Source organism: Larkinella sp. (genome assembly GCF_965227735.1).
In the GTDB taxonomy this organism is placed as follows: domain Bacteria; phylum Bacteroidota; class Bacteroidia; order Cytophagales; family Spirosomataceae; genus Larkinella.
In genome coordinates this window covers 6,858,819-6,884,760 of sequence record NZ_OZ245776.1, presented here as the reverse complement: position 1 = coordinate 6,884,760, position 25,942 = coordinate 6,858,819, and the positions used below count along the sequence as shown (strand labels likewise).

Here is a 25,942-nt window from a genome sequence, read left to right as displayed (position 1 = left end):
TCAACTCCCCTTAAACCGGGCCGCATCGATAATCGACCACAGGTGGATCAGCCAGCCGAGCAGGAAAAACCAGAGAACACCGGCCAGCACAAACTGGATAATTGCCATCAGCAGCCGCCCTTGCAACAACTGACCCAAACCGGGAATGAAGAAACTACAGAGAGCAGCCAGCACGTTGCCGCCCGATCCTTGACCTGCCATTGTTTTTGAGCGTTTAAATTACGATTTCCACCGAAAAGTAGTGTGGTGATGGATCAATCCGTTCGGTTTATGACAAACGGTGATTCCTGTCCTTTAAACTGCCAAAAGCCGGGTCCGGTTTTAAAAACTTCTCATTCGCTTTGTTCCGGCAAGGTCGTTAGCCGCGTATTTTGAGATGACGACATGAAAAAACCTGCAAGGTCAAAAAAGACCTTACAGGTTTCGGAGCGGTTTCGAACCAGATTTTACAAGCCCAGTAATTTCTTGTTAAATTCCTCATCAGCGCCCGTTCCGGCGAAGTCGTCAAACGCCCGTTCGGTGACGCGGATGATGTGACTTTCGATAAACGGAGCGCCTTCAGCCGCGCCCTGCTCGGGGTGCTTGATGGCACACTCCCACTCCAGAACCGCCCAGCCGTCGTAGTCATACTGCGACAGCTTGCTGAAAATACCGGAGAAATCGACCTGACCGTCGCCTAGGGAGCGGAACCGTCCGGCCCGTTCGACCCAGCCCTGATACCCGCTGTACACGCCCTGTTTTCCCGTCGGATTGAATTCGGCATCCTTGACGTGGAAGGCGAAAATCCGGTCGTGGTAGAAGTCGATGAATTGCAGGTAATCCAGTTGCTGCAACAAAAAGTGGCTCGGGTCGTAGTTGATCCCGGCGCGCGGGTGACCATCGACATAGTCAAGAAACGTCTCGAACGTCACGCCATCGTGCAGGTCTTCACCGGGGTGCAATTCGTAGCCAACGTTCACGCCCGACTCGTCGAACGCATCCAGAATAGGCTTCCAACGGTTTCCCAATTCCTGAAACGCCGTGGTGACCAGCCCCGCCGGGCGTTGTGGCCACGGATACATGTATGGCCACAGCAGCGCCCCCGAAAAGGTCACGTGCGACGTCAGGCCGAGGTTCTGGCTGGCTTTGGCCGCCCACTTCAGTTGCTGCACCGCCCACGCCTGCTGCTCTTTCGGTTTGCCCGCCAGTTCGGCCGGACCAAACCCGTCGAACATCGACGCATAGGCCGGATGAACCGCCACCAGTTGCCCCTGCAAGTGGGTTGACAGTTCGGTAATTTCCACACCGATGTCGCTCAGTTTACCCTTCAGCTCATCGCAATAGGTTGTGCTTTCGGCGGCTTTTTTCAAGTCAATCACCCGGGGGTCCCAGGTCGGAAGCTGGATGCCTTTGTAGCCGAGGTCGGCCATGTATTGCGCAATGGAATCCAGTGAATTAAACGGGGCGGCATCACCCAGAAACTGCGCCAGAAAGACGGCTGGCCCTTTGATGGTTTTCATGATTATTGAGTGAGTTAGTGATTGAGTGATTGAGTGAAGGGTATCCGTTATTTTTTGACACTGTTCCTGGATTTGGAAAGCATCTTCACTAATTGAACTCCTTCACTTAGCAAATCACTTAACCGGATTTCTGTTACAATTTCGGTATCAATTAAAGTTTCAAGCCAGAAGAGCGATTCATCTAATTCTTCAATAACAATGCTGATTTTAGCGAAAAACTCATTTTGACTTCGGGCTCTTCGCACCGCCCGGTAATTTGCAGCTGACGAAGATGAACTTCGAAGAAGTTGTCTCCCAAAATGTTGTGCTTCAAATGAATTGGGTAATGAGCGAAAAACCTGAACACATCGTAACATGAATCCTTTCAGGCGTTTTTCTACACCATCTGCAAATTCGCCTTTATCAATCCGAATCGGCTCCATGTTTTGGCGGGGCGGTTTTTCACTCAATCACTCATTCGCACAATCACTCAATGGTTACCCACCCCTGCTTCCTGTTCGATTCCAGAATCTTCTCGCAGATCAGGAGTTCGCGGTATCCATCGGCGAAGGTGGGGTACGTGGGGTTTTCGGGCTGCTTGCCAGCGGCAATGGCTTCGTAAACTTCCCTGAACATCTGCTTCGAGGTGTCGGGGAAGCCTTCGTTGTGACCACCGGGGAACGAAATCACCGAGCGTGCTTCCGAATACATCAGCGACGGATCGCGCATCAGGCTTTCGTTGTAGCCGTCGCGGTTACCGATCCACATTTCGTTCGGCGCTTCGGAGTTCCAGGCAAACGTTTTCTTCGAACCGGCAATCTCCAGTTTCATCTGGTTTTTGCGCCCCGCCGACACCTGCGAAACCGTAATGACACCCTTGTTTCCGTTGTCGAACCGCAGCAACACGTTGGCGTGGTCTTCGGTATTGATGGGTACATCGGCGTAATCTTCCGGTTGCAGCATCTTGCCCGAATACGTTTCCACGGCTTTGAGCGGTTTCTTCCGGGTTTTGTGAATCGTGTTGAAATCGGCCAGAACGGCCACGGTTTTCAGTCCAGTGATGTATTCCAGAATGTCCATCAGGTGGGAGCCGATGTCGGCAATGGCCCGCGAGTCGCCCGACTTATCGGGTTCGAGCCGCCAGTTATAATCCGTTTCGTAAAACAGCCAGTCCTGCAAATACGACCCAATCACCGAATACACCTCGCCCAGATCACCTTTCTCCCGCATCACCCGCATCTGACGAGCCAGTGGATAATACCGCAAATTGAAGTGAACGGCATTCACCAGGCCGGTTTTGGCGGCCAGCGCGACCAGTTCTTCGGCTTCTTTCAAATCTTTGGCCAGCGGTTTTTCGCAAACCACGTGCTTCCCTGCTTCCAGGGCGGCTTTCGATTGCGAATAGTGCAGGAAGTTGGGCGTACAGATGTGAATACACTGGATGTCGTCCTGTTTCAACAATTCGTCAAAGGTGTAGGAACGGGCAATCCCCAGCGCGTCGGCTTTCTGTTTGGCCAGTTCGGCGGTGACTTCGCAAAGCGCGGCTACTTCAACGTTCGGAAGCCGACGCAGGGCTTCAATGTGAGCCGGACCAATGAAGCCCGTACCAACTACACCAACTTTGATTTTTTCCATTTTTGAGATATAAAGTACGTTTTTTGGTTTAAAAAGGGAGGTTGTTACACAGAGTTGATCAGAGAACATCAGAGGTTATCGGAGAAACTTTGATAACCTTTGATGTTCTCTGATCAACTCTGTGTAACAACTTATTCTAATCGCTATTCCACAAATTTCGTCCACTTTTCATTGGACTGGTTCGACTGGAGAACGGTTTCGATGAAAGCCAGCCCGCGAATGCCGTCTTCAGCCGACGGAAAGTCTGCGTATAAAGGGTCAGGTTCCTTGCCTTCCAGGACGCTCCGGAGCGTGACGGCGAAATTGCGGTACAGATTGGCAAACGCTTCGAAAAAGCCCTCGGGGTGGCCGGACGGAACCCGGATGTGGGCTTTGGCCGCAGCCGACAACTCGCCGACCGCCGGGCGGAAAACCCGCTGACCTTCCTGCGTTTTGTAAATCAGTGTGTTCGGCTCCATCTGCCGCCATTCCAGACCACCGAGTTCGCCATAAATCCGGATGTTCAGCGCATTTTCCTCGCCGTTGGCAATCTGGCTCGCGTGCAGAACGCCCTTGACACCGTCTTCAAACCGCAGCAACACGTTGCCGTCGTCGTCCAGCTTCCGCCCCTCGACGAAGATCGTCAGGTCGGCACACAATTCGGTGATTTTTAAACCGGTAATGTATTCCGCCAGGTTTTCAGCGTGCGTGCCGATGTCGCCCATGCAACCAGCCGCGCCCGACTGAGCCGGGTCGGTCCGCCAGATGGCCTGTTTGTAGGAAGTGGCTTCTTCCAGCTTCGAAAGCCAGCCCTGTGGGTATTCCACCACCACTTTGCGGAGTTTGCCCAATTTGCCGCTCCGCACCATCTCGCGGGCTTCTTTCACCATCGGATAGCCGGTGTAATTGTGCGTCAGGCAGAACAGTTTGCCGGTTTCTTTCACAATCTGGGCCAGTTCCCGGGCTTCCGCCAGGTTGAGCGTCATCGGTTTATCGCAAACCACATGAAAACCGTTTTCAAGAGCCAGTTTTGCGGGCGGAAAGTGCATGTGGTTCGGGGTCACGATCGACACAAAGTCCATCCGTTCCCCTTCCGGCAATTCCTTTTCTTTCAAAATCATTTCCTCAAAACTGCCGTATACACGCTCGTCGGGCAGGTAAAGAGCGTAGCCAGTGGCTTTTGATTTTTCCGGATTGGAGCTAAAAGCCCCGCAGACCAGTTCGATTTCGCCGTCGAAAACAGCGGCCCGGCGGTGGACGGCCCCAATGAAAGCTTCCAGGCTTCCGCCAATCATGCCCATCCGAATTTTTCTGTGCGCCATACTATTGTTGAACTGAAGGTTTGGTTAGTTTGGTTGATTCTGACCGGATATTTTGGGTCTCTTAACGGGGAAGATTCAGAAAATCAGTTCCTACTACTCCCCGGTTAAAAAACTAAAAATATAAAATCAGAAGAATTTGGCCGGGAAATTAGCAGGTTTACTTATTTTTCGGAAATTTTGTATATTTCCCTTCAATAAAACTTAGCTTTAACCACAAATTTTTCAACTAAACCCCTACAATACACTTATGGCGACACTCACGGCGACAATGCCTGTCAACCAGAGCCGACTTTTCAATGCCAGTTGCTTTGCGCTTATCACCACGGCCTTTTCCTTCAGCATCCGGGCCGGGATTCTGCCCCAGTTAGGAACAGAGTTCGGGTTGACCGCCACCCAACTCGGTGTGATCAATTCCATGTTCTTTTTTGGTTTCCCCATTTCGATGATCATTGGGGGTCTGGTTTACCACTCCGTTGGTCCCAAAATTATTATGATGGTGGCCGTGATCGCCCACACCCTGGGTATTCTGCTCACTATCTATTCCGGTGGATATGTCGGTTTGCTGGTCTCCACCTTCTTCATTGGATTCGGGAACGGTTGTACGGAAGCCGCCTGTAACCCCATGATCGCAGACATGTATACCGGATCAAAAATGAACAAGATGCTGAGTCGGTTCCACATGTGGTTTCCGGGCGGAATCGTGTTGGGCAGTTTGATCTCTAAATTCATGACGGATGCCGGCCAACCCTGGCAGGCGCAAATCTGGGTCATCATGATCCCGACGGTTATTTACGCGTTCCTGTATTTCGGACAAACCTTCCCGCAACCCCGCGTGGAAGGCGTTACATCACTTGGCAAAAATTTCGCGGCCATGTTGACGCCCCTGTACATTTTCATCTTCTGCTGCATGGCCCTGACGGCCATCACCGAATTTGGTCCACAGCAATGGGTCGGTTTGATCATGGCCAAAAGTGGTGCCAGCCCGATGTTGATTCTGGCCCTGGTGACGGGTTTGATGGCCATCGGCCGGTTTTTTGCAGGCCCCATCGTTCATAAATTCGACCAGACCGGTGTCTTGTTAGGGTCTGCGGTTTTTGCCACAATCGGTATTTACCTGTTCAGTACCCAAACCGGAACGTCGGCTTACATTGCGGCTGTCTTCTTCGCGATTGGCGTCTGTTATTTCTGGCCAACCATGATCGGCTTTGTCGCTGAAAATATTCCACTGAGCGGAGCGCTCGGCATGTCCATCGTTGGTGGTGTCGGAATGTTATCGACTTCCATTTTCCAAACCATCATTGGTGGCTGGATCGACACCGAACGCGCTGAGAAGTCCGCAGCCGGTCTGTCGGGCGATGCCCTGGAATTGGCCGCCGGGCAAGCCACGCTGGTCAAAATGACCACCTTCCCGATTATTTTGATCGTTGCCTTCACCTTGCTTTGGTTCTGGATGCGCAGCCGCAAAAAGAGCCACGCTTAATTTGCAGCAAGTCGAAAAAGAGTATATATTGATAGTGTGAAACTTCCAGCCTGACAGCAAACCAAGGCTGGAAGTTTTTTTTGGTAATTTTTAGAGAAAAATTGGCATTATTTATTAATTGTTTTTATTTTTGAATCAACTATAAAAAGCACCGATAAATAAGGTATTGACCGTAACACGACGTATTTTCCCTAAACCTTACCCTATCGCCAATGAATCAAGTAACCCAAACCCGTAAATGGCCTACTTTGAAATTATCACGCTGGCAGATCATCCAGCTTTCGGTACTTTCACTCCTGATTACCGCAATGTCTTTCTGGAGGTTTCAATATGAACAGGTGCTGCCGAGAATTAACCCAGTCCAAATGATGATGATGCAGGAACACGGAGACTTGAATGGTCAGACGTTTGTCAAGAACACGCTGCCCCAGACCCCGGTTTCTAAAGTCCAACTCTAAAATCCTTGATTTGACGTAACTTTACTACCTTCTCTGTATAACCGATGACCCGCCGACACAGCGGGTCATTTTTTTAGTTTTATTCTTACCTTAGCACCCCAACAACGCTTCCGACTACCATCTATCACACTTGACCTTATTGTTTATGGAGAAGAAAATCCGCCGGGAAGATGCCCTCGAATACCACGCCAAGGGCCGTCCGGGCAAAATTGAAGTCATTCCAACCAAAGAATACAGTACACAACGTGACCTTTCCCTGGCCTACTCCCCGGGCGTAGCCGAACCCTGTCTGGCCATCGCCGAAAACGTCGAAGACGTCTATCAATACACTGCCAAAGGCAATCTGGTGGCCGTGATCAGCAACGGAAGTGCGGTTTTGGGTCTGGGCGACATTGGCCCGGAAGCCGGCAAACCCGTCATGGAAGGCAAAGGGCTGCTGTTCAAGATTTACGCCGATATCGATGTCTTTGACATTGAACTGAATACTAAAAATGTGGACGAGTTTGTCCGCACCGTTAAAATCCTGGAACCCACATTCGGTGGCGTCAACCTGGAAGACATCAAAGCTCCCGAATGTTTCGAGATAGAGGAGCGGCTCAAAAAAGAGCTGAACATTCCGGTGATGCACGACGACCAGCACGGAACGGCCATCATCTCGGCGGCCGCCTTGCTAAACGCGCTGGAAATCATCGGCAAAAAGATTGATGCGGTTAAAATCGTGGTGAACGGGGCCGGAGCTTCCGCCATTTCCTGCTCGAAACTGTACATCGCACTGGGGGCCAAAATCGAAAATTTCGTCATGTGCGACAGCAAAGGCGTCATTCGGGCCGATCGTTCCGACCTCGACGAGCGCAAAAGCCAGTTTGTCACCACCCGCGATCTGTACACGCTCCAGGAGGCCATGAAAGACGCCGATGTGTTCATCGGGTTGTCGAAAGGCAACGTCGTCACCCAGGACATGGTAAGGTCGATGGCCAAAGACGCGATTGTGTTCGCCATGGCCAATCCGACGCCTGAAATCTCCTATCCCGAAGCAGTTGAAGCCCGCCCGGATATCATCATGGCGACCGGTCGCTCCGATTATCCCAACCAGGTCAACAACGTACTGGGCTTCCCGTTCATTTTCCGCGGGGCGCTCGATGTTCGGGCCACGGAAATCAACGAAGCCATGAAACTGGCTGCCGTTCACGCGCTGGCCGATCTGGCAAAAAAATCCGTTCCCGATCTGGTCAACCTGGCTTACGGTGAATCCAACCTGATGTTTGGCCGGAAATACATCATTCCCAAACCGGTCGATCCGCGTTTGCTGACCACCGTCGCCCCCGCCGTGGCCCAGGCCGCCATGGATTCGGGCGTGGCCAAACACCCGATTACCGACTGGGATGCCTACGAACAGCAACTTGCGCGTCGTTTGGGTCAGGACAATCAGATTTCGCGGGTGATTCTCAACAAGGCGAAGTCGGACCCCAAGCGGGTGGTTTTTGCCGATGCGGAGAACCTGAAAGTACTGAAAGCCGCCCAACAGGTTCGCGATGAAGGCATCGCCTTCCCGATTCTGCTGGGTGAAGTCGGTCGGATCCGGGCCCTGATTACTGAAAATAACCTCGATTTGGGCAATGTCCCGATTCTGGACCCCCGCGCGCCCGAGCAGGACGAACTGATTCAGAAGTTCAGCGAGCTGTATTACGAAAAACGTAAACGCAAGGGCAGCAACGCAACGGAAGCCAAAAAACAGATGTATTACCGGAATTATTTCGGGGTGATGATGGTGGAAGCGGGTGAAGCCGACGCCGTAATTTCCGGTCTGACGCGCAACTACCCCGACACGATCCGCCCGGCTTTGCAGGTGATCGGGAAAGAAGCCGGTGTGAAAAAAGTGGCCGGGATGTACATTCTGCTCACCAAACGCGGTCCGCTGTTCTTCTCCGATACGACGGTTAATTTTAATCCGACGGTCGAAGAGGTGGTTGAAATCACGGAGTTGACGGCCAAAGCCGTCGAACGGTTTAACATCAAACCCCGGATTGCCCTGGTTTCCTATTCCAACTTCGGCAGTGCGAAAGGCGACGATGCCCAGAAAATGAACCAGGCCGTTGAGATTCTGCAACGCAAACACCCCGACATGATTGTTGATGGGGAAATTCAGGCCCACCTGGCGTTCAATACTGACCTGCTGAAACTCAATCATCCGTTCAGTAAACTGGTGGAAGAAGGGGCTAACACGTTGATTTTCCCGAATCTGTCTGCCTCGAACATCGCTTACAACCTCATGACGGAATCCGCCGGTTTCGACGCCATCGGCCCCATTCTGCTCGGTTTGCGCAAACCGGTTCACGTCCTGCAATTGGGCAGTTCCGAACGCGAAATCGTCAACATGGTCGCCATCGCGGTGGTCGAAGCACAGGGGAAATGAGTTTAATAACGATGAGTTATGAATCCATAATTCATCATTCTCTTTCCTGCCACTCCTTCCGCATCCTTTTATACTCCGGGTCTTCGCGGGCCTGGAGGTATTTTTCGCGGAAGATGGCGGCACTTTCGGCTTTGACCGGATCGACATCGAGTGGTAATTGTTCACGGCCGTGGCTTCCGCTGCGGCCTTTTCTATCGTCGGGAACCGGGCCGTCGTATTTCTGACCGGTTCGGTGGTTAGCATAACGCCGGGAGCGTGTGACGCCCATTTGCAGGAACTTCCGGGCCATGTCCATGCCCACAAAATCACCGTTCTTTTTATAGTCCAGGAACAGTTCATAAATCTTCTCCGACGACTCCCGGGCAATTGCCGGGGTCTTAAACCGCCAGTGCGGCAGAATTTCCGATTTGTACGGCTCTACCAGCAGAACGCCCTGTTCGCCAACGCCGACGCGGTATAGCTCCGGACGCTCGCGCAGGTTCAATTCCTTGTAGTTCAAATCGTAATCAAATTTCTTTCGCGCGTTTTTCATGAGGTGTGAAACAGGGAGTTGAACCCAGTACGAGTTGAATAAACCGCAACCGCTATTTTTAGTTTATTTTCTTCTTTTTTCGCTACTACTGTAATAAACCTCATCCTCCCGCGACTAACACCGTGAAAGCCTAACAATGCAATCCCGATGGAAAAGGAATTTGTCAGCCTGCTAAACCGGCACCCCGGTATTCTCTATAAGGTCTGTTCGCTGTATTGCAAAGATCGAGACGACCGGAACGACCTTTTTCAGGAGATCGTTCTGCAGCTCTGGAAAGCCTACCCGACTTTTAAAAACGAATCGGCGGTGACGACCTGGATGTACCGGATTGCGCTGAATACCGCCATTTCAAATTTCCGGAAGAAGTCTGGAAAACCGCAGCCGGTTTCGTTCACCGAAGTCGCATTTCAAGTTCCGGATTTGAAAGAGGAGACTGCCCACGAAGAAATCAGCCTGCTTTACGCATCCATTGACCAGCTTTCACCTGTCGAAAAAGCCGTTATTTCACTATATCTGGATGACAGAAGTTACGACGAAATGGCCATGATTCTGGGCATTTCCAAATCCAATGTGGGCGTCAAATTAAACCGCATCAAAACCAAACTCGAAAAACTTATCAAATCGACAACCCGTTAATTACCAGAACCATGAACTTAGATGAACTCAAATCAACCTGGAAAGCCTACGACGAAAAAATGCTGGCCAGCCAAAAATTAAGCGAGCGCGTGGTGTTTATGATGATTAAAGACCGCTCAAAAAGTACCCTGGCAAAAATGGAGCGGAACCTGACTGGTGCCGGTCTCATTATGACCGCCGTCGTCCTCTTCTTCGCAGCCGCCGTTGCCGGTAATGCCTTCGACTACACAAGCTGGTATTTCTACATTCCTTCGGTGTTATACATTGGATTAGCCCTCTTTGCCATCACCGTCATTGTAAAAAATTACCGCCACCTCAGCCAGGTATCGCTCAGCCAGCAGAATCTGTATGACAGTCTGACGACGGTTTTGAGATGGCACGAAAAAACCCAGTCGGCTTTATCCAGCGTCTGGATCCTGTGCATGATGTCTGGCTTTCTGTTTGGCGTATCGATGGTGGCCCGGAAATTTGAAACCTACGGAACGACAAAAGTTGCCCTGCTGTTGAGCGGACAGGCTGTGATGATCCTCATAGTTTACGCGCTGGCCCGCTGGGTATTTGCGGTTTTTGAAGACCGGCTCGGTCAAGAATTGAAAGAAAATATTCAGGAACTGGATCAATTGAAAGCCATCTCATAACGGACTCCTCTCCCACTCGTCCGGCTAAGAATCCGTCCAACCCAGACGCCGGATTCGCGCATTGACCCTACACCCGAATACGCGGTGTTTATCCCCAAAAAACGGCCATTCATCGAATATCAGGCCCGAAACCCTCCGCTTTGCCGTACTTTTGAGTGTGATTTTAGAGAAATCACACTCAATCCATTCATCCATTTTCCGTACCATCCGCGGGCTTGATTTTACCGTTCCACACTTTCAGTCGAACAACGGTCAACCCGGTTGTCTTATGGATTGAAGTTAGCAATATCTTTGTATAATTCTATTTGACCCCGCTATTTCCGCTTCCAACAGACTATATTCCCAGAATTATGAAAAAGTTTATACTTTTTGGTATTATTTTATGCTCTACCCTATCCTTTGCGCAGCCTCCCGCTGGCAATCCGCAGGGGGGCGCCCGTCCGGCTCCGGTAATTCCCGGAACGGCTAATCCCGATGCACCGCGCGGCAACGGCAAAATTTCCGGTGTTCTGATCGACTCCACCACGAGCAAACCCGTCGAATTTGCTACCATTGCCTTGTTGAGCGTGCAGACCGGAAAGCCCATCGACGGAACTACCAGCGATGAGAAAGGTAAATTCTCGCTCACGAAACTCGTGCCGGGCGAATACCGGTTGCAGGTTTCGTTTCTGGGCTATAAAAACAAGGAAACCGGTAAGCTGAAAATCGAACGCGGGTCAGACATTAACGTCGGCAATGTCGCATTGGCCCCGGATGTGAAGACTTTGCAGGAGGTGAACGTGGTCGGTCAAACCCAGATTGTGGAGGAAAAAGTGGACCGGCTGGTCTACAACGCCGAAAAAGACATCACCAACAAGGGTGGTGACGCGTCGGAAGTGATGCGCAAAGTACCGATGCTGTCGGTCGATCTGGATGGCAACGTGACCCTGCGCGGGAGCAGCAACGTCCGGGTTTTGATCAACAACAAACCATCGACGATTGTGGCCGCCAGCGTGGCCGACGCTCTCAAGCAGATTCCGGCGGATATGATCAAGTCGGTGGAAGTCATTACGTCGCCGTCGGCCAAGTACGATGCGGAAGGTTCGGCTGGTATCATCAACATCATCACGAAGAAAAACACCTTGCAGGGGCTGACCCTGAACATGGACGCGGGCGTCGGAAACCGGGGTTCCAACCTGGGTCTGAACGGCAATTACCGGGCCGGCAAAATGGGCTTCTCACTAGGCGGTTTTGGCCGTGCGAACTACAACATCAAAGGCGGTTTTGAGAACACGCAACGCAGCTTTTTCGATGGTGTCACGACCGAAACCCGTCAGGTCGCCGACACCAAAAACCAGTTTGTTTTTGGCAACTACCAGCTCGGTTTCGATTATGACATTGCGAAAAACCAGAGCATTACGGCATCGCTGCGCTATGGCGCCCAAAATGGCAAAACGTCGCAGAATCTGGCTACGGTTTTCTTTCCGGGCGGCATCATTCCCGGACAGACCTCCCGGCGCGATGTCGACATCAAAAACCTGTCGGGAACTGTCGATCTAAACGTCGATTATACGAAAACCTTCAAGAAACCGCAACAGGAATTCAGCATTCTGACCCAGTTCAGCCGCAATAACCGCACGAACGATTACGAAGCCGATCTCTTCGGCAGTTCGTCGGACATTACGGGCCGCGACCGAAACGACAACCTGAGCTACAACCAGGAATCCACGATTCAAATCGACTACCAAACCCCTGTCAAAGCCAATCAGTTGGTGGAATTTGGGGGAAAGGGCATCTTCCGGCAAGTGGACAGCGACTATAAGTATTTCATTTCGACCGGCCCGACCGGCGAATACACCCAGAATCCGACCCGCCCCAACAACGGTCTGGATTATGACCAGAATGTAGCCGCCACCTATTTCTCGTACACCTACACGTCGAAAACGAAGTATACGATCAAGGCAGGTGCGCGGTATGAATACACGATGATCAATGCGAATTTCCGCTCCGAACTCCCGGGACAATCCATCGACATTCCGAGCTACGGCAACCTGGTGCCAAGCATCAACATCTCGAAATCACTCAAAGGGGGGAAAACCGTTAAACTTGCCTACAACCGGCGGTTGCAACGGCCCGGTATTCAGTTTCTGAACCCGAACATCAACGCGGCTAACCCGCAGAACATCACCTTTGGGAACCCGTACCTCGAACCGGAACTGACCGACAACATTGAACTGAGCACCAGCGCGTACATCAAGAAAACCTACCTGAACTTCTCGTTTTTTGCCCGCCGGACCGACAATTCCATCGAGAACGTTCGGACCACGAGCCCGGACGGCGTGATTACGACGACGTACCAGAATATCGGCCACAAGGAGAACTACGGAGCCAACGTGTTCGGAAACATCAGCCTGTTCTCGAAATGGCAGATCGGGGGCGGTGCCGACGCCTATTATTCGTACATCACCAACAACAGTCCCACGCCATCGCTCAACGCGAGCAATTCCGGGGTCGTGGTGACGGGCCGGATGTTTACGAGTTTGAGTCTGAAAAAGGGTTGGGGTGTGCAGGGGTTTGGCTTCGTTCAGGGCCGGAGCGTACAGTTGCAGGGCTACCAGACCGGTTTTGCTTTCTACAGCCTGGGCATCAAGAAGGACATTAAAGATGACAAAGGGCAGACGAAGGGCAGTTTGGGTCTGGCGGGTGAAAACTTCCTGACCAACCCGTTCAAAATGCGGACGGAACTGAGTTCTCCCACCTTTCAGCAGAGCAACATCAACTACTTCTACAACCGGGGCATTCGGTTGACGTTCAGCTACCGAATCGGAAAAATGAGCTTCGACCAACCCCAACGCCGGAAAAAATCCGTCAACAACGACGACGTAAAAGACGGCGGTGATGGCGGTGGACAACCCGCAGGCGGAGCAGCCAAGCAGAAATAGTGAATAGTTGGCTTACGCATTAACTCCACACTCATACCAAACCTGTTTAAGGTGCCATTCTTCTTCAAAATACAATAAAAAGAAAGGGAATAATAAATGATGAATAATGAATGTAAAAGTGCTGGATTGGAAGCTACTTTTACATTCATCATTCATCATTTTACATTTATTATTCTTTTCCTATTCAATCCTAAATAGCTTCAACACTATAACATCGCTGCGCCGAAAACGCCCGCGCTGTCGCCCAGTTTGGGTTTCAGGAAATGGGTGCTGAGACGGCCTTCGTTAAAGACGTATTTTTTGGCCCGTTCGACGCCTTCGGTATACAGCAGGTCAATGTTGCCTACGCCCCCGCCCAGCACAATGGCGTCGGGATCCAGCACGTTGATAATGACCGAAATCGCCTTCCCGAAGTTTTCCAGAAGCCGATCGATGGTTTGCGAAGCGTACGGATCGGTACCAGCCAGGTGGCGGCTAACAATCTCTTTCATGTTCCGCTTTTCGCCACTGACGTCGCTGTAGTACCGTTGCAGTGCCGGACCGGAAAAAACCTGTTCGTTGCAGCCACGCTTGCCGCAATAGCACGGGTAGCCGTTTTCTTCCAGCGTAATGTGGCCCCATTCGCCCCCAATGCCCTGCAAACCGTTCTGAACGAATGGCTGGCCGTCTTTTCCGCGAAAAACGACTCCGCCACCCACGCCCGTTCCCATGATGACGCCAAAAACCGCCCGGTAGTCCGGCACAACTTCCGGCACCGCGCCCAGCGTGGCTTCGGCGAGGGCGAAACAGTTGGCGTCGTTGGCAATGCTCACCGGAATGCCCAGCACTTTCTCCAGTTCCTGGGGCAGCGGCATACCGTTCAGGCAGGTGGTGTTGCAGCCTTTCATGACGTGCCGGGCCGGGTCGAAGGTGCCGGGTGTTCCGATCCCGATGTGGTCAGGTTGGTAACCGGTTTCGGCTTTTAATACATTGACAAGATTGGCGATCTGATTTACAATGTGTTGATAGCCTTTATCCGCTTCCGTGTCGATGCGTTTCCGAATGACAACGGCGTCGGGGGAGGGTGCCGACAGCACGACTCCTTCAATTTTGGTACCGCCCAGGTCGATACCCCAAAAGGTTTGCATGGAGATTTAAGAATTATTCTTCGCGAATTACGAGAAAAGAATTAAAAGTTGAGCGTCATGAGTTAAGAATTGGCTGACGCATTCTACTTTTAACGCATCACTCTTCATTCTTAACTCCCTTATGTGGTACGAGAATTTTTTCTACGGACTGGTTCAGGAAGCCTGGAAAGCCGGTCAAACCGACGAGCAAACAGAACTGGAATGCGATTTTCTGCACGATACGCTCAACGTGCAACCCGGTGGGCGTGTACTTGATATTTTCTGTGGTCACGGCCGTCATGCGCTCGAACTCGCCCGGATGGGCTATTCCGTCACCGGTGTTGACATTTCAACTGAATCCATCGGCGAACTCCAGACGGATGCCAAACGGCAAAAACTGGTTGTAGAAACCATCGCCGGCGATTTCATGACGCTTCCAATCGAGGGCGAATTTAAAGCCGCTTACTGTCTGGGCAATAGTTTTAGCTTTTTTCCGCACGACCAGATGCTGTTTTTTTTGCAAAAAATAGCCGGACTTTTACCGGTGGGTGGGCGATTTGTGGCCGACACCGCCATGATTGCCGAGTCGGTCTTGCCCGATTTTGAGGAACGAAGCTGGATGCAGATCGGTGATATTACATTTTTGATGGAAAATGAATACGACGCCCGCGAGAGTTGCATTACGGCCCATCTGACGTATCTGCGGAACGGACAGACCCAACGCCGAAAGTCCCGGCATTACATTTATACCGTGGCCGAATTGCATCGTCTTTTTCAGAAAGCCGGGCTAACCATCACCGAACTACTTGGTAGTCTGGATGGTTCCGATTTTTTGCTGGGCGACGAACGGCTCCTGCTGGTTGCCCGGAAAAAGAGATGAATGGATGAACGAAGCGGTTTTCAGCTACAAATTCCTGACGGCTGAACGATTAACTAGACGATTTATTGCAAAAATTGAATATTTGGAAGAATAATTGAGCCAGCGTTAGATCGTTTGCGGAGTAATGTGTAGTTTAACGCCGATTTAACACTGTTAACTTGATGTAAACCGTATGGAGACACTTGAGCGCAAGCAACGCAGCCGGGAGCAAACCCGCGCCGGAATTGTTTTGACCGCTAAGGACATCGCTCGCCGGGAAGGTTGGCAAGCCGTGTCGATCCGTAAGATTGCCGATGCCATTGACTACAGTGCCCCGATTGTCTATGAATATTTCGATAGCAAGGATATACTGCTCGACGAAATCCGAAACGAAGGGTTTCGTCATTTACGACAGGAATACGACCGCATAAAAAAAGTATACCGTGACCCGGAAAAACGCCTGTTCGAAATGTCGGTGGCCCAGTGGCAGTTTTCCCTGGATCAGCCCGAGATTTACCAGGTCATGTATAATTTGAACGGTGCCTATTGCACCATTCCCGTTTGTGATTCCATCGAGATGGAAGATATCAGCAATATTATTCGGGAAATTATCTTCTCTTTCATTCCCAAATCGAAGGAGAGCATTCAGAAATTGTATTTCGAGTGGTGGTCGCTGTCGCACGGCATGATCACCCTGGCCATGATGCTCCGGGATCACCAGCCGCTGGAACAGTCGGAGCAGGTGTACCGCGACTCAATTCGCCGGTTTGTCCGCGGACTGCGCTAGAATGATTTTCAATGAGTAAAAAAGGACGATGACTTTCTTACGGTTTTGACCGGGGTGATCGTCATCGTCCTTTTTTATGTGCCCGGTTTTTTATAACCGACCAACCGAATTCCATGCGCTGCCGATTCCTCGTTTTATTCCTCCTTGTTTTTACCACTTTACAGGCTCAACAATCAAAGCAACTCCTTTTCATAAAAGCCGGTAAATTCTACGATTCCGAAAAAAACGTTTTTCTGGTCAATCAGGATTTGATTATTGAAGGTGATCGGATTGTGGCGGTGGGCAGTGGCTTGAAAAAACCAAAAAACGCCCGGTTGATCGACCTTCGTAACAGCACGGTCACACCCGGTTTAATCGATGCTCACACGCATCTTTTGATCAACCAGAAAATCTCGAAAGATGGCCTGGAAGTTGCCTCGAAAGTTCCGGCCGACGAGCGAATGAAACAGGCCATGGGCTTTGCCAAAGCGTATTTGCTGGCCGGGGTGACCACCGTTCGGGATGTCGGCAATTCCGGGCAATACCTGGATGTCAGGCTGAAAGAACAATTCAAACGTGACGAAACGCCCGGTCCCCGCCTGCTGGTTTCCGGACCGATTCTGAGTCCGCCGGGTGGTCAGTTTGGGCGGTTGTTTCCCGCCGACAGTTTTCTAATCAACCAGGAATACCGGGTGGTCAAAGGGGCCGAAGATGCCCGGGCTGCCGTGCGGGAACACATCCGGCGCGGAGTGGACGTGATCAAAGTGTGCATGAACACCGACAACCGGGTGCTGGCTCCCGACGAGATAAAGGCCATTGTAGAAACCGCCCACCAACAGAAAATTCCCGTTACCGCCCACGCCACTTATGACGAATCAGCGCGGGATGCGGTTTTGGCGGGCGTGGATGGCATCGAACACGGTTACTCCCTGTCGGACAGCACCTTGTCGCTCATGGCAAAACGCGGAACGTACCTGGTGCCCACCGACGTCTCCCGCGAGCAGGGCAAACTGCGCGTAGCGGCTGTCGGGATGAAAGGCAAAGAAGGCGAAGATTATCTGAACGGTGCGTTGAAAGGGTTTCACGACCGGCTCAACCGGGCCGTCAACATCGGCGTCCCTATCGTTTCCGGTTCTGATTATTACAACGACATCCCCGGTATTGATCGCGGAAAAGGCTCGGTCGATGTCCTGCTTTCGTACGCAGAAGCCGGTATTCCCGTTCCGACAGTGCTCCGGTTTACCACCCTGAATGCCGCCAAAGCGTTGGGAATTTCGGGACAAACCGGCACGTTAAAAAAAGGGATGAAAGCCGACCTGACGGTTTTTAAAGGCGACCTGGAAAAAGATTTCTCAACTGCCCTTTTCGCCATCGAACTGGTGATCAAAGACGGTAAAGTCTACCCCTAGTTTCATTTTTCTTCCTTCACCGACTTGAGCAAAGATGTCAGTTCGGCAACGACCTGCGGGTGCTGTCCGGCAACGTTTTTCGTCTCGCCCAGGTCCGTCTTCAAGTTATACAGCTGGGGTTGAGAATTGTTCCCCAACTCGGTGTTGGTGTTTTTCTGCACCGAAGGTCCCGGGCTTGGTTCGATGTATTTCCAGTTTCCTTTTCGAATTGAAAGGGTGTTGTTCAACGCGTGTTCGATGACGTAATCACGGCCTTTCGGGTCTTTCCCAAGCAAGGCATTGAGGGTATTGAAACTGTCGGTGGCTTCTCCCGTGCCCACTTTCTGGCCCGTCAAAACTGCCAGCGAAGCCAGCAAATCGACCTGACTCAGCAACGCACCGGAGGTTCCGGCCTTCACCTTTTCCGGCCAGCGGACGATGAACGGCACCCGCGTTCCGGCATCGAATGCGCTGTATTTCCCCCCGCGCAATGGCCCCGCCGGGGTGTGTCCGCCCAGTTTCGCCACGGCCTCATCCTGGTAGCCATCGTCCACCACCGGGCCGTTATCGCTGCTGATCATCACCATCGTCTGTTCTTTCAGGCCTAGCCTCTCCAGGGTTTTCACAACCTCCCCCACGCAATAATCCAGTTGCAGAATGGCGTCACCCCGTGGGCCCATCCCGCTTTTGCCCACAAACCGGGAGTGCGGCATCCGGGGTACGTGAATATCGTGCGTCGAGAAATAGACAAAAAACGGGCTTTTCTGATTCGTTTCGATAAACTGATTCACTTTCCCGGTCAACACATCCGCCATCTCTTCATCGACCCAGCGCGCCGATTTGCCCCCGCTCATGTACCCAATCCGGCTGACACCGTTGATGATCGTATGGTCGTGGCCGTGTGAAAACATCATCTTGAGCAGTTCCGGATTTGCTTTGCCGGTAGGTTCGGTTCCAATCGGGTCTTTGTAACTCACCTGAACCGGATCACTAGGATTCAGTCCGACAATGCGATGGTTTTCCACATACACGCAGGGAACACGGTCGCCCGTCGCGGGCAGCAAAAACGAGTAGTTGAAACCGATTTCCAGCGGCCCCGGTTTGATATCACCGTTCCAGTCCGGCCCACCTTTTGGTCCCAGGCCCAGGTGCCACTTGCCAACCACGCCGGTTTGATAACCCGCCCGCTGCAACATTCCGGGCAAGGTTACGCGGTTGGTCGGAATCAGCAGGGCCGCATCGCCGGGGGCAATTCCGGTCCCGGTTTTTCGCCAGGCGTATTGGCCGGTCAGGAGCGAATACCGCGAGGGCGTGCAGGTGGCCGATGTGGCGTGGGCGTTGGTAAACCGCAAGCCTTCGGCGGCAACCCGGTCGATGTTCGGCGTTTTGACTTTCGTTGCGCCGTAGCAACTCAAATCGCCATAGCCCAAATCATCCGCATAAATCAGCACGATGTTGGGTTTCTGCTGGGCATGAGCGGCCAGTCCGGAAAAAACAAGAACACTGCAAAAGAGGGAAAGAAATCTATTTTTCATGGGTTCAGGAAGCTGATTGCGTCAGGCATGGCACCGTCGGCTGCGCTCAAAGTAGGGAATTCCCGGTTTTAATACAATGCTTTGCGCTTCGTCAGCGGAAATTCAGGGTGTTCAGTCCGGGTTTCGGTCTCATTCACCGACAAATTCACCCGGTTTACCTATAATCGTCATCCCAACGCAACGAAACGGGGCCTTTCAGCGATATAGTTAGAAACCAAGCATAACTTTACCATCTATAGCAACTGCAGCATGGAACGCAAAGAATTTTTGAAAAGGACTTTTTCCGCATTGGGCATGGCCGCCATCATGCCCATGGTTGGCGCCTGCTCAACCGACGACGCTGTGGAACCGACTACAACCACCGGAACCACAACAGGCACCACGACCGGAACGACCACCGGTTCCTGCACCGAAACTTCCAATGAAACGGAAGGGCCTTTCCCCACCAAAACGCCCACCAGCCTGGTTACCAACAACATCACCTCCGACCGGCAGGGAACCAAGCTGACCATCAAGATTACGGTCCAGAACAAAAACAACAGTTGCGCCGGGTTGACAGGGGCTTTGGTAGACATCTGGCACTGCGACGCAGCCGGTAATTATTCCGAATACGGTGGTACGCAGATGCAGTCGACCAACTACCAGAGCGTCCATTTTCTGCGGGGACGCCAGACGTCCGATGCCAACGGGCTGGTGACCTTTACCAGCATTTACCCCGGCTGGTACAGCGGTCGCGCCCCCCACATTCACGTCCACGTCTATGATTCCACGGGCAAATCATTGAAAATATCCCAAATTGCTTTTCCGGAAGACATCAGCAAGGTGGTGTATGCGCAGGGGGTTTACGCCAGTCACGGTCAGGCCGATACCACCAATGCCCGCGACAACATTTTCAGCGACGGATTAACGACGAATATGTCAGTCGTAACCGGAAGCACGTCAGCGGGGTATGAACTAACCTGGGCCATTGTTGTACTGGCATAGTTTCTCATCAACCGGACGAACAACCGTTATGCTTACCGAAACGGAAGCCCAAATTTACCTCTCCGATCAGCGCGGCTGCACGCAGTCCGCTGATCACCGGAGTTTTCACACCTTCAACTTCGGCCCCTATCAGCACGAAAGCCGACAACCTTTTGGCGCCCTGACGGTTTTCAACGACGATACGTTACGGGCCGGTACAAGCCATACGCTGGCTGTCGGGAAACCGACCGAAGTAGTAATCATCCCGGTGGTTGGCGGGATCGAGTTGGTGGATGGTTTCGGAGAAAGCGTTTTTCTGGGAGCGGGTGAAGTGTTTCATCTCACGGTTTTACCGGGGCAGGAATACCAGATCAGCAATCCGTTTGAAACTGAAGCTGTAAATTACCTGCTGGTTGGTTTGGATGCTGACCCAAGCGGTTTCGAAAGCTCCGAACGTTTCCCACTGACAGCCTTTGATCTCCAGACCCGCAACCAGCTTGTACCTATATTTTACTCACTGGATCGCAACAAGCTGGGTTTTATCGGAAAGTACGAAGGTCGGCAGGAAGGCGGTTATACGCTGCGGAATGCCCAGAAACGGGCGTTTGTTTTCGCCATCGAAGGCGCTTTTGAAGTTCAGGACCGGCTGCTTCACCCCCGCGATGGACTGGCGTTGTGGCATCTGGATACCGTGGAGTTTGAAGCCCTGTCCGATGACGCCATTATTCTGGTGCTGGAGGTGTGACAGCGAGTACCGTTTTGAAAGATTGCCCCTAAATCCCCTAAAGGGGACTTGGACGCAATAAATCCGGATTCTTAAAGTCCCCTTTAGGGGATTTAGGGGCAAAAGTGAGAGTATTATTAATGTAAAATTTCAAATGATGAATGTTAAATATAAAAGTGTCGAATGGCAGGAATTTTTACATTTAACATTCATCATTTGAAATTTTACATTAAAAATACTTTACAAAACCGTTTCCTGCATCTGTTTCAAAAGCATCTTGGTTAGCACCGGTTTCGCTGCAAAACCGATCTGGCGGTTTACCAACTCACCATCTTTAAACACCAGGATGGTCGGCATGTTTCGGACTTTGTAGCGGGCGGTCACCACCGGATGCATTTCCACATCCACTGTCGCCACCGTGGCCGCACCGGCAAAGTCGGTCGCTAATTCCTGAATGATCGGTTCCAGTCTTCGGCACGGTGGGCACCATTCGGCGCTAAAATCCACCAGCAGTACCCCCGGTTTAGCCAGTAATTCGTCCCAGTTCTGATCGGTTGCATACACCGCCCTGGTGTGTTCAGTAGTCATGATTTTGATGATTGATTTACCCATTCATTCCGGCAAAGCCCCCAAAATCACCCGCGTGCTGAAAAATTTATCCATTTTCCGACGCCCGTCTCAGCTGTTGAATACATTTGTATTTCTGGTTGACGGCGGTATGGCGGTTTTTCCAGCCCATCGTCACCATGAGGTGATCCATCGGTTCGTGGGAGAAGTAAATCGACTGAATAACCCGCTGACAATGACCGGTAATGCGCGCCATCCAGGCATTGAGTCGTTCGTGCTGAACCTCTTCGGGTGAAGGCTCGGGCGAAGCAAAATCGTAGGAATCCTGAAGAGACAGCAACTGATCGTCACTGATGGTGACCAGCTTTTCATCCCGCAGTTTTTTCAGCCAGCTATTTTTCGCAATGGCAAATAAAAACGTTTTCAGTGTAGCCGTAAGCCGAAAATCGGGAGCACTTATTTTTTGGTAAAGCACCAGAACCGATTCCTGAAAAAGATCTTCGGCATCCCCTTCATTTCCGTGGTTGCGCTGAACGAACCGGACAACGGATGGGTAGTATTTTTTATAGATCCATTCGTACGCGGACCTTTCTCCGGCACGAAGCGATTCAATCAGGCTGTCATCACACATGCAGTTCATGGCAAATTTCCTATAGCCATTCATACCCCGGCGACCCCGAAAATCACCCGCGGTTTCCGTTTTATGTGTAAATTTTATGTTTTTTTTGTCAGGACTCCGAAGCCAGCGACCGGACTTCGATCTGGCTGGTATGATACACGAGTGAATACGGTTCGACGCTCTGGGTCAGCCAGACGTTGCCGCCAATGGTTGAATCATGCCCCACCACCGTCCGACCGCCGAGGATCGTGGCGTTGGCGTAAATGATGACATTATCCTCAATGGTCGGATGCCGCTTCCGCGACGCCATCGACTTGGCCACGTTGGTGGCTCCCAGCGTAACGCCCTGGTAAATTTTCACATTGCTGCCGATAATGGCCGTTTCGCCGATAACGACGCCGGTGCCGTGGTCGACAAAAAAGGAAGAACCGATTTCAGCATTGGGGTGAATGTCGATGCCGGTATGGCCGTGGGCGTATTCGGTCATCATCCGGGGCAGAAGCGGCACTTGCAGTTCCGTTAAAACGTGGGCGATCCGGTAAACCGCAATGGCATAAAAACCGGGGTAAATCGCAATCACTTCTTCTACCCCCGCTGCCGCCGGGTCGAAGGCCGAGATAGCCTGTGCATCGAGCAGTAACTCATCGTACGTACTCGGTAAGCGGTCAAAAAATTGTTCACAGGTCTGGTCTTTGTCAGCCGACAAATGCTCATCCAGCGGTTTTAACAGACAGGTAAGCTGGCGATTCAACTCCCGGTAGGTGTCGGCGGTGCTGACCACAAAAGGCCGACAGTCCTGGGTAATGGGAAAAAGGAAACGAATCAAATTATCAATAAACCGGCCCACATCGGGTTTGGAAGGCAGGCGGTATCGAAAACTGGCGTTTTGGGTCGCCATCCGTTCAAAGAAATGTTGCTGTTCGGCAGGAGTCATGGAGTGGTCTTTCAATAAAGTCTACGGATAGAATCAATTCGATAGAGTACTAAACCTTTTAAGCAAAAAAAAGCCTTCTTCCGAAGGGCAATCTGCCTGGTAACTAACTGTGTATCAACCGCCCCAATTTGAGGAAAGACAACAACACGCGTCAATTGAGAGTAAAACGAACATTGGCAACAAATAGTCAGCTAATCCGTTGAAAAAGAAACAAAAACACTGCCAAAAAGTTCGTCTCACTGCTTTGGATACAATCTTGCTATGACTAAACTAAAGAACTTCATCGATACTTCCATGTCATACCTTAAAAAAACGGTGGTAACGCTGGCAAGCTCACTCACGGTTACGGTGGTTTTCGCCTTCCTGGTGTCGCTGGCCTGTCAGCCCCGCGAGGCCGATGCGGAGGAGTCCACCGATACTCCGGGGACAATCGCTCCTGCAGCCCTGCAACTGGAAAACGCTTTTCCCAGTCTGACGTTTAAACAACCCGTGGAATTTACGCACGCGGGCGACGGAACCAATCGTGTCTTTGTGATCGAACAGGAAGGCCGGATTCGGGTTTTCGAGAACAGCGCAGCCACGAAAACTGCCGATACCTATTTAGACATCGTCAGCAAAGTGGCTTCGGGCGGAGAAATGGGCCTTCTAGGGCTGGCTTTCCACCCGGATTTTGAGCAAAACGGTTATTTTTTCGTCAATTATACCAAAAATAGTCCCCGCGAAACGGTCATCTCCCGGTTTAAAGCTACTGCCGGTTCAAACCGGGTCGATCCGGCAACCGAAACCATCCTGCTGAAATACGAACAACCTTACGCCAACCACAACGGCGGTAAAGTGGCTTTTGGGCCAGACGGTTTTCTGTACATTGCCGCGGGCGATGGCGGCAGCGGTGGCGACCCGCAGAACAACGGGCAAAACCTGAAAACGATGTTGGGAAAAATTCTGCGGATCGACGTCAACAAAACCGACAAGGGGAATTACGGAATTCCGGCCGACAATCCGTTTGTCGGCAACGCCAACGCCCTTCCCGAAATCTATGCCTATGGACTGCGCAATCCCTGGCGCTTCAGTTTCGACGCCGAAACCGGGCAGCTCTGGGCGGGAGACGTCGGACAAAACAAACTGGAAGAAATCGATATTATCAAGAAAGGTGGTAATTACGGCTGGCGTTTGAAAGAAGGCCAGGACTGTTACAATCCTGCCAACGACTGCAACCAGGGACAATTGATTGAACCGATTCACCAGTACGTCCGCAGCGAAGGCGTTTCGGTGACGGGGGGCGCGGTTTACCGGGGCAGCAGCCTACCTGATCTGAAAGGAAAATACATTTACGCGGACTTTGCCACCGGCAAGGTGTGGGCCTTGAGTTTTCAGGGCGACCAGAAAACCGGTAATCAACTCCTCACCAGCGAGGGCGGCCCGGTTTCGGCTTTCGGTGAAGATGCCAAACAGGAATTATTCATCCTCGACCACAGCAGCGGAACAATCAAGCGGTTTGTTACCAAATAAGCAATCGCCTTTTCAACTGATTTTCGATGAGCAATGGACAGATTCCACCCGGAATCTGTCTTTTTTTGTCGTATTTTCTGTAGATTGGTACCAGGAACACCTCATGAGCACCATGTATACGACAACGATCCACACGCCGGTTGGACTGGCTGTCATCAGCGGCAACGAAGACGGTATTGCCAGTGTTCGGTGCAGCAATGATCCCGTCGCAGATTCGGCCTTTGTACCGGCCGTCCTCTACAAGTGTGCGCGTCAACTGGAGGAATATTTTCTGAACCGCCGACGGTCGTTTGATCTCCCGCTGCGTCCGCAAGGCACGCCCTTTCAGCGGTCGGTCTGGCAAATGCTGGCGGAGGTACCGTACGGAAAAACCATGTCGTATATGGAATTAACCCGGCGGCTGGGCGACGAAAAAGCCATTCGGGCCGTGGCCGCAGCCAACGGAAAAAACCCGATCTGGATCATCATTCCCTGCCACCGCATCATCGGTTCCAATGGCGACCTGACAGGGTATGCGGGCGGTTTGGGGCGAAAAAAATGGTTGCTGGAACACGAGCAGGTTGCCAATGGACAATTGAGTTTGTTTTAAAATTGATGAAAGTACTCAACACCTTACTTCTTGTTTTGCTAATCACCAGTCTGTCCGGCTGTTTTTTCCGGAAGTGGCGGATGAGCGACCGCGAAATTCAGAAGCATTTTGCCAACCGGCCCGTCAAACCGACTTTTGTCACGATCGAAAACGACAGCCTGAAACTGTTCGTCGCCAGTGTTGGTTCAGATACCCTGCCTCCTCTCCTGCTGATTCACGGAGCCCCGGGTTCGTGGTATGGTTATTTGCGGATGATCGACGATAGTGCCTTGTACAAACGGTTTCACATTCTTTCCGTCGACCGTCCGGGTTATGGAAAGTCGCGGAAAGGGCGAAAAGCCGTTACGTCCATTGCCAAACAGGCACAGTGGATCGCCCACGCCCTCAATCTGAATCATTCCGGAAAACCGGCGGTTGTGCTGGGTCGGTCGTATGGTGCGCCGGTGGCTGCCCGTCTGGCCATCATGTATCCGAGCCGGGTGAAACACCTTTTCCTGATCTCCTCACCCCTCGACCCCGAAAAAGAGAAATTCTTCTGGTTTTCAAAATGGGGAAAAATGGCTCCCGTCAAGTTGTTTATGGACCGCCATATTAACCTGGCCACCGCCGAAAAATACACGCACGTAGCCGAATTACGCCAGCTTGAACCCCTGTGGTCCAAACTGAATATCCCGGTAACGTTGATGCAGGGCGGAAAAGACTGGCTGGTCGATCCGTCAAATCTGGATTATGCCAAAAAAATGCTGGTCGGTAAACCGGCGGAATACATTTTCCTGCCCGAATCCGGCCATTTGATCACCAATTCCCATTCCGAAATGGTGAAAAGTTTGATTCTCCGCAGTGCCGGGTATGCTGCCCCACCCGCCGATGAATCGGTCAATTGAGTTTTAA

General features: G+C 51.7%; 25 protein-coding genes. 14 read left to right on the top strand and 11 right to left on the bottom strand.

From position 1 onward, the window contains the following. From ACO064_RS27100 to ACO064_RS27080, 5 genes are all read right to left on the bottom strand, one after another. Nucleotides 1-201 (bottom strand): hypothetical protein, encoded by a 201-nt coding sequence (locus tag ACO064_RS27100; protein WP_114406982.1) that lies wholly within the window; start codon nucleotides 199-201, stop codon nucleotides 1-3. 245 nt (nucleotides 202-446) lie between these two features. Continuing rightward, a complete protein-coding gene (locus ACO064_RS27095; protein WP_421830320.1) occupies nucleotides 447-1,499 on the bottom strand; it encodes a sugar phosphate isomerase/epimerase family protein in 1,053 nt (350 codons plus the stop codon). A 47-nt stretch (nucleotides 1,500-1,546) separates the two neighbouring features. Beyond that, nucleotides 1,547-1,921, bottom strand: a complete 375-nt coding sequence (locus tag ACO064_RS27090) for a four helix bundle protein (RefSeq protein ID WP_421830319.1) — start codon at nucleotides 1,919-1,921, stop codon at nucleotides 1,547-1,549. Between the two features lie 43 nt (nucleotides 1,922-1,964). After that, nucleotides 1,965-3,113: a Gfo/Idh/MocA family protein gene (locus ACO064_RS27085; protein ID WP_421830318.1), complete on the bottom strand. Its 1,149-nt coding sequence runs from the start codon at nucleotides 3,111-3,113 to the stop codon at nucleotides 1,965-1,967. Nucleotides 3,114-3,256: 143 nt separating this feature from the next. After that, complete coding sequence (locus ACO064_RS27080; protein ID WP_421831071.1) at nucleotides 3,257-4,393, bottom strand: Gfo/Idh/MocA family protein; 1,137 nt, start codon at nucleotides 4,391-4,393, stop codon at nucleotides 3,257-3,259. 268 nt (nucleotides 4,394-4,661) lie between these two features. Here ACO064_RS27080 and ACO064_RS27075 point away from each other — a divergent pair, with 268 nt between their 5' ends. From ACO064_RS27075 to ACO064_RS27065, 3 genes are all read left to right on the top strand, one after another. After that, a complete protein-coding gene (locus ACO064_RS27075) occupies nucleotides 4,662-5,894 on the top strand; it encodes an MFS transporter (protein ID WP_421830317.1) in 1,233 nt (410 codons plus the stop codon). A gap of 212 nt (nucleotides 5,895-6,106) precedes the next feature. Beyond that, nucleotides 6,107-6,352: a hypothetical protein gene (locus ACO064_RS27070; protein ID WP_421830316.1), complete on the top strand. Its 246-nt coding sequence runs from the start codon at nucleotides 6,107-6,109 to the stop codon at nucleotides 6,350-6,352. A 145-nt stretch (nucleotides 6,353-6,497) separates the two neighbouring features. Beyond that, complete coding sequence (locus tag ACO064_RS27065) at nucleotides 6,498-8,765, top strand: NADP-dependent malic enzyme (RefSeq protein ID WP_421830315.1); 2,268 nt, start codon at nucleotides 6,498-6,500, stop codon at nucleotides 8,763-8,765. A 34-nt stretch (nucleotides 8,766-8,799) separates the two neighbouring features. Here the strand turns inward: ACO064_RS27065 and ACO064_RS27060 are convergent, their stop codons facing one another. After that, the gene (locus ACO064_RS27060) at nucleotides 8,800-9,297 is read right to left on the bottom strand and encodes a DUF4385 domain-containing protein (protein WP_421830314.1); all 498 of its coding nucleotides are present in this window, start codon (nucleotides 9,295-9,297) and stop codon (nucleotides 8,800-8,802) included. Between the two features lie 147 nt (nucleotides 9,298-9,444). On the opposite strand from ACO064_RS27060, the gene ACO064_RS27055 reads away from it, so the two are divergent. From ACO064_RS27055 to ACO064_RS27045, 3 genes are all read left to right on the top strand, one after another. Then, nucleotides 9,445-9,933 (top strand): RNA polymerase sigma factor, encoded by a 489-nt coding sequence (locus ACO064_RS27055; protein WP_421830313.1) that lies wholly within the window; start codon nucleotides 9,445-9,447, stop codon nucleotides 9,931-9,933. A gap of 11 nt (nucleotides 9,934-9,944) precedes the next feature. Further along, nucleotides 9,945-10,571, top strand: a complete 627-nt coding sequence (locus tag ACO064_RS27050; protein ID WP_421830312.1) for a hypothetical protein — start codon at nucleotides 9,945-9,947, stop codon at nucleotides 10,569-10,571. A 350-nt stretch (nucleotides 10,572-10,921) separates the two neighbouring features. Next, on the top strand, nucleotides 10,922-13,492 hold the full coding sequence (locus ACO064_RS27045) for a TonB-dependent receptor domain-containing protein (RefSeq protein WP_421830311.1): 2,571 nt from the start codon (nucleotides 10,922-10,924) through the stop codon (nucleotides 13,490-13,492). 206 nt (nucleotides 13,493-13,698) lie between these two features. On the opposite strand, the gene ACO064_RS27040 is transcribed toward ACO064_RS27045, so the two are convergent. Continuing rightward, the gene (locus tag ACO064_RS27040) at nucleotides 13,699-14,619 is read right to left on the bottom strand and encodes an ROK family protein (RefSeq protein ID WP_421830310.1); all 921 of its coding nucleotides are present in this window, start codon (nucleotides 14,617-14,619) and stop codon (nucleotides 13,699-13,701) included. 121 nt (nucleotides 14,620-14,740) lie between these two features. Here ACO064_RS27040 and ACO064_RS27035 point away from each other — a divergent pair, with 121 nt between their 5' ends. The 3 genes from ACO064_RS27035 (at nucleotide 14,741) to ACO064_RS27025 (ending at nucleotide 17,632) form a co-directional block, all read left to right on the top strand. Next, nucleotides 14,741-15,478 (top strand): class I SAM-dependent methyltransferase, encoded by a 738-nt coding sequence (locus ACO064_RS27035; protein WP_421830309.1) that lies wholly within the window; start codon nucleotides 14,741-14,743, stop codon nucleotides 15,476-15,478. Between the two features lie 172 nt (nucleotides 15,479-15,650). Then, on the top strand, nucleotides 15,651-16,244 hold the full coding sequence (locus ACO064_RS27030) for a TetR/AcrR family transcriptional regulator (protein WP_421830308.1): 594 nt from the start codon (nucleotides 15,651-15,653) through the stop codon (nucleotides 16,242-16,244). A 113-nt stretch (nucleotides 16,245-16,357) separates the two neighbouring features. Continuing rightward, entirely contained in the window at nucleotides 16,358-17,632 is a 1,275-nt protein-coding gene (locus ACO064_RS27025) for an amidohydrolase family protein (RefSeq protein WP_421830307.1), read from the top strand. Nucleotides 17,633-17,634: 2 nt separating this feature from the next. Here ACO064_RS27025 and ACO064_RS27020 read toward each other — a convergent pair whose 3' ends face one another. Then, nucleotides 17,635-19,146: a sulfatase family protein gene (locus tag ACO064_RS27020; RefSeq protein ID WP_421830306.1), complete on the bottom strand. Its 1,512-nt coding sequence runs from the start codon at nucleotides 19,144-19,146 to the stop codon at nucleotides 17,635-17,637. Between the two features lie 249 nt (nucleotides 19,147-19,395). Here ACO064_RS27020 and ACO064_RS27015 point away from each other — a divergent pair, with 249 nt between their 5' ends. After that, the gene (locus ACO064_RS27015; protein WP_421830305.1) at nucleotides 19,396-20,130 is read left to right on the top strand and encodes an intradiol ring-cleavage dioxygenase; all 735 of its coding nucleotides are present in this window, start codon (nucleotides 19,396-19,398) and stop codon (nucleotides 20,128-20,130) included. A 28-nt stretch (nucleotides 20,131-20,158) separates the two neighbouring features. Next, nucleotides 20,159-20,854, top strand: coding sequence for a pirin (locus ACO064_RS27010; RefSeq protein ID WP_421830304.1), 696 nt, complete (start codon nucleotides 20,159-20,161; stop codon nucleotides 20,852-20,854). 219 nt (nucleotides 20,855-21,073) lie between these two features. On the opposite strand, the gene ACO064_RS27005 is transcribed toward ACO064_RS27010, so the two are convergent. The 3 genes from ACO064_RS27005 to ACO064_RS26995 all read right to left on the bottom strand — a co-directional run bounded on the left by ACO064_RS27005 (nucleotide 21,074) and on the right by ACO064_RS26995 (nucleotide 22,953). Then, entirely contained in the window at nucleotides 21,074-21,421 is a 348-nt protein-coding gene (locus tag ACO064_RS27005; RefSeq protein ID WP_421830303.1) for a thioredoxin family protein, read from the bottom strand. 67 nt (nucleotides 21,422-21,488) lie between these two features. Continuing rightward, nucleotides 21,489-22,040: an RNA polymerase sigma factor gene (locus tag ACO064_RS27000; protein ID WP_421830302.1), complete on the bottom strand. Its 552-nt coding sequence runs from the start codon at nucleotides 22,038-22,040 to the stop codon at nucleotides 21,489-21,491. 88 nt (nucleotides 22,041-22,128) lie between these two features. Next, nucleotides 22,129-22,953: a serine O-acetyltransferase gene (locus tag ACO064_RS26995; RefSeq protein ID WP_421830301.1), complete on the bottom strand. Its 825-nt coding sequence runs from the start codon at nucleotides 22,951-22,953 to the stop codon at nucleotides 22,129-22,131. A gap of 294 nt (nucleotides 22,954-23,247) precedes the next feature. On the opposite strand from ACO064_RS26995, the gene ACO064_RS26990 reads away from it, so the two are divergent. From ACO064_RS26990 to ACO064_RS26980, 3 genes are all read left to right on the top strand, one after another. Beyond that, a complete protein-coding gene (locus ACO064_RS26990; RefSeq protein ID WP_421830300.1) occupies nucleotides 23,248-24,462 on the top strand; it encodes a PQQ-dependent sugar dehydrogenase in 1,215 nt (404 codons plus the stop codon). A 103-nt stretch (nucleotides 24,463-24,565) separates the two neighbouring features. Continuing rightward, on the top strand, nucleotides 24,566-25,051 hold the full coding sequence (locus ACO064_RS26985; RefSeq protein ID WP_421830299.1) for a methylated-DNA--[protein]-cysteine S-methyltransferase: 486 nt from the start codon (nucleotides 24,566-24,568) through the stop codon (nucleotides 25,049-25,051). Nucleotides 25,052-25,056: 5 nt separating this feature from the next. Continuing rightward, nucleotides 25,057-25,935, top strand: a complete 879-nt coding sequence (locus ACO064_RS26980; RefSeq protein ID WP_421830298.1) for an alpha/beta fold hydrolase — start codon at nucleotides 25,057-25,059, stop codon at nucleotides 25,933-25,935. The last annotated feature ends 7 nt before the right edge of the window (nucleotides 25,936-25,942 follow it).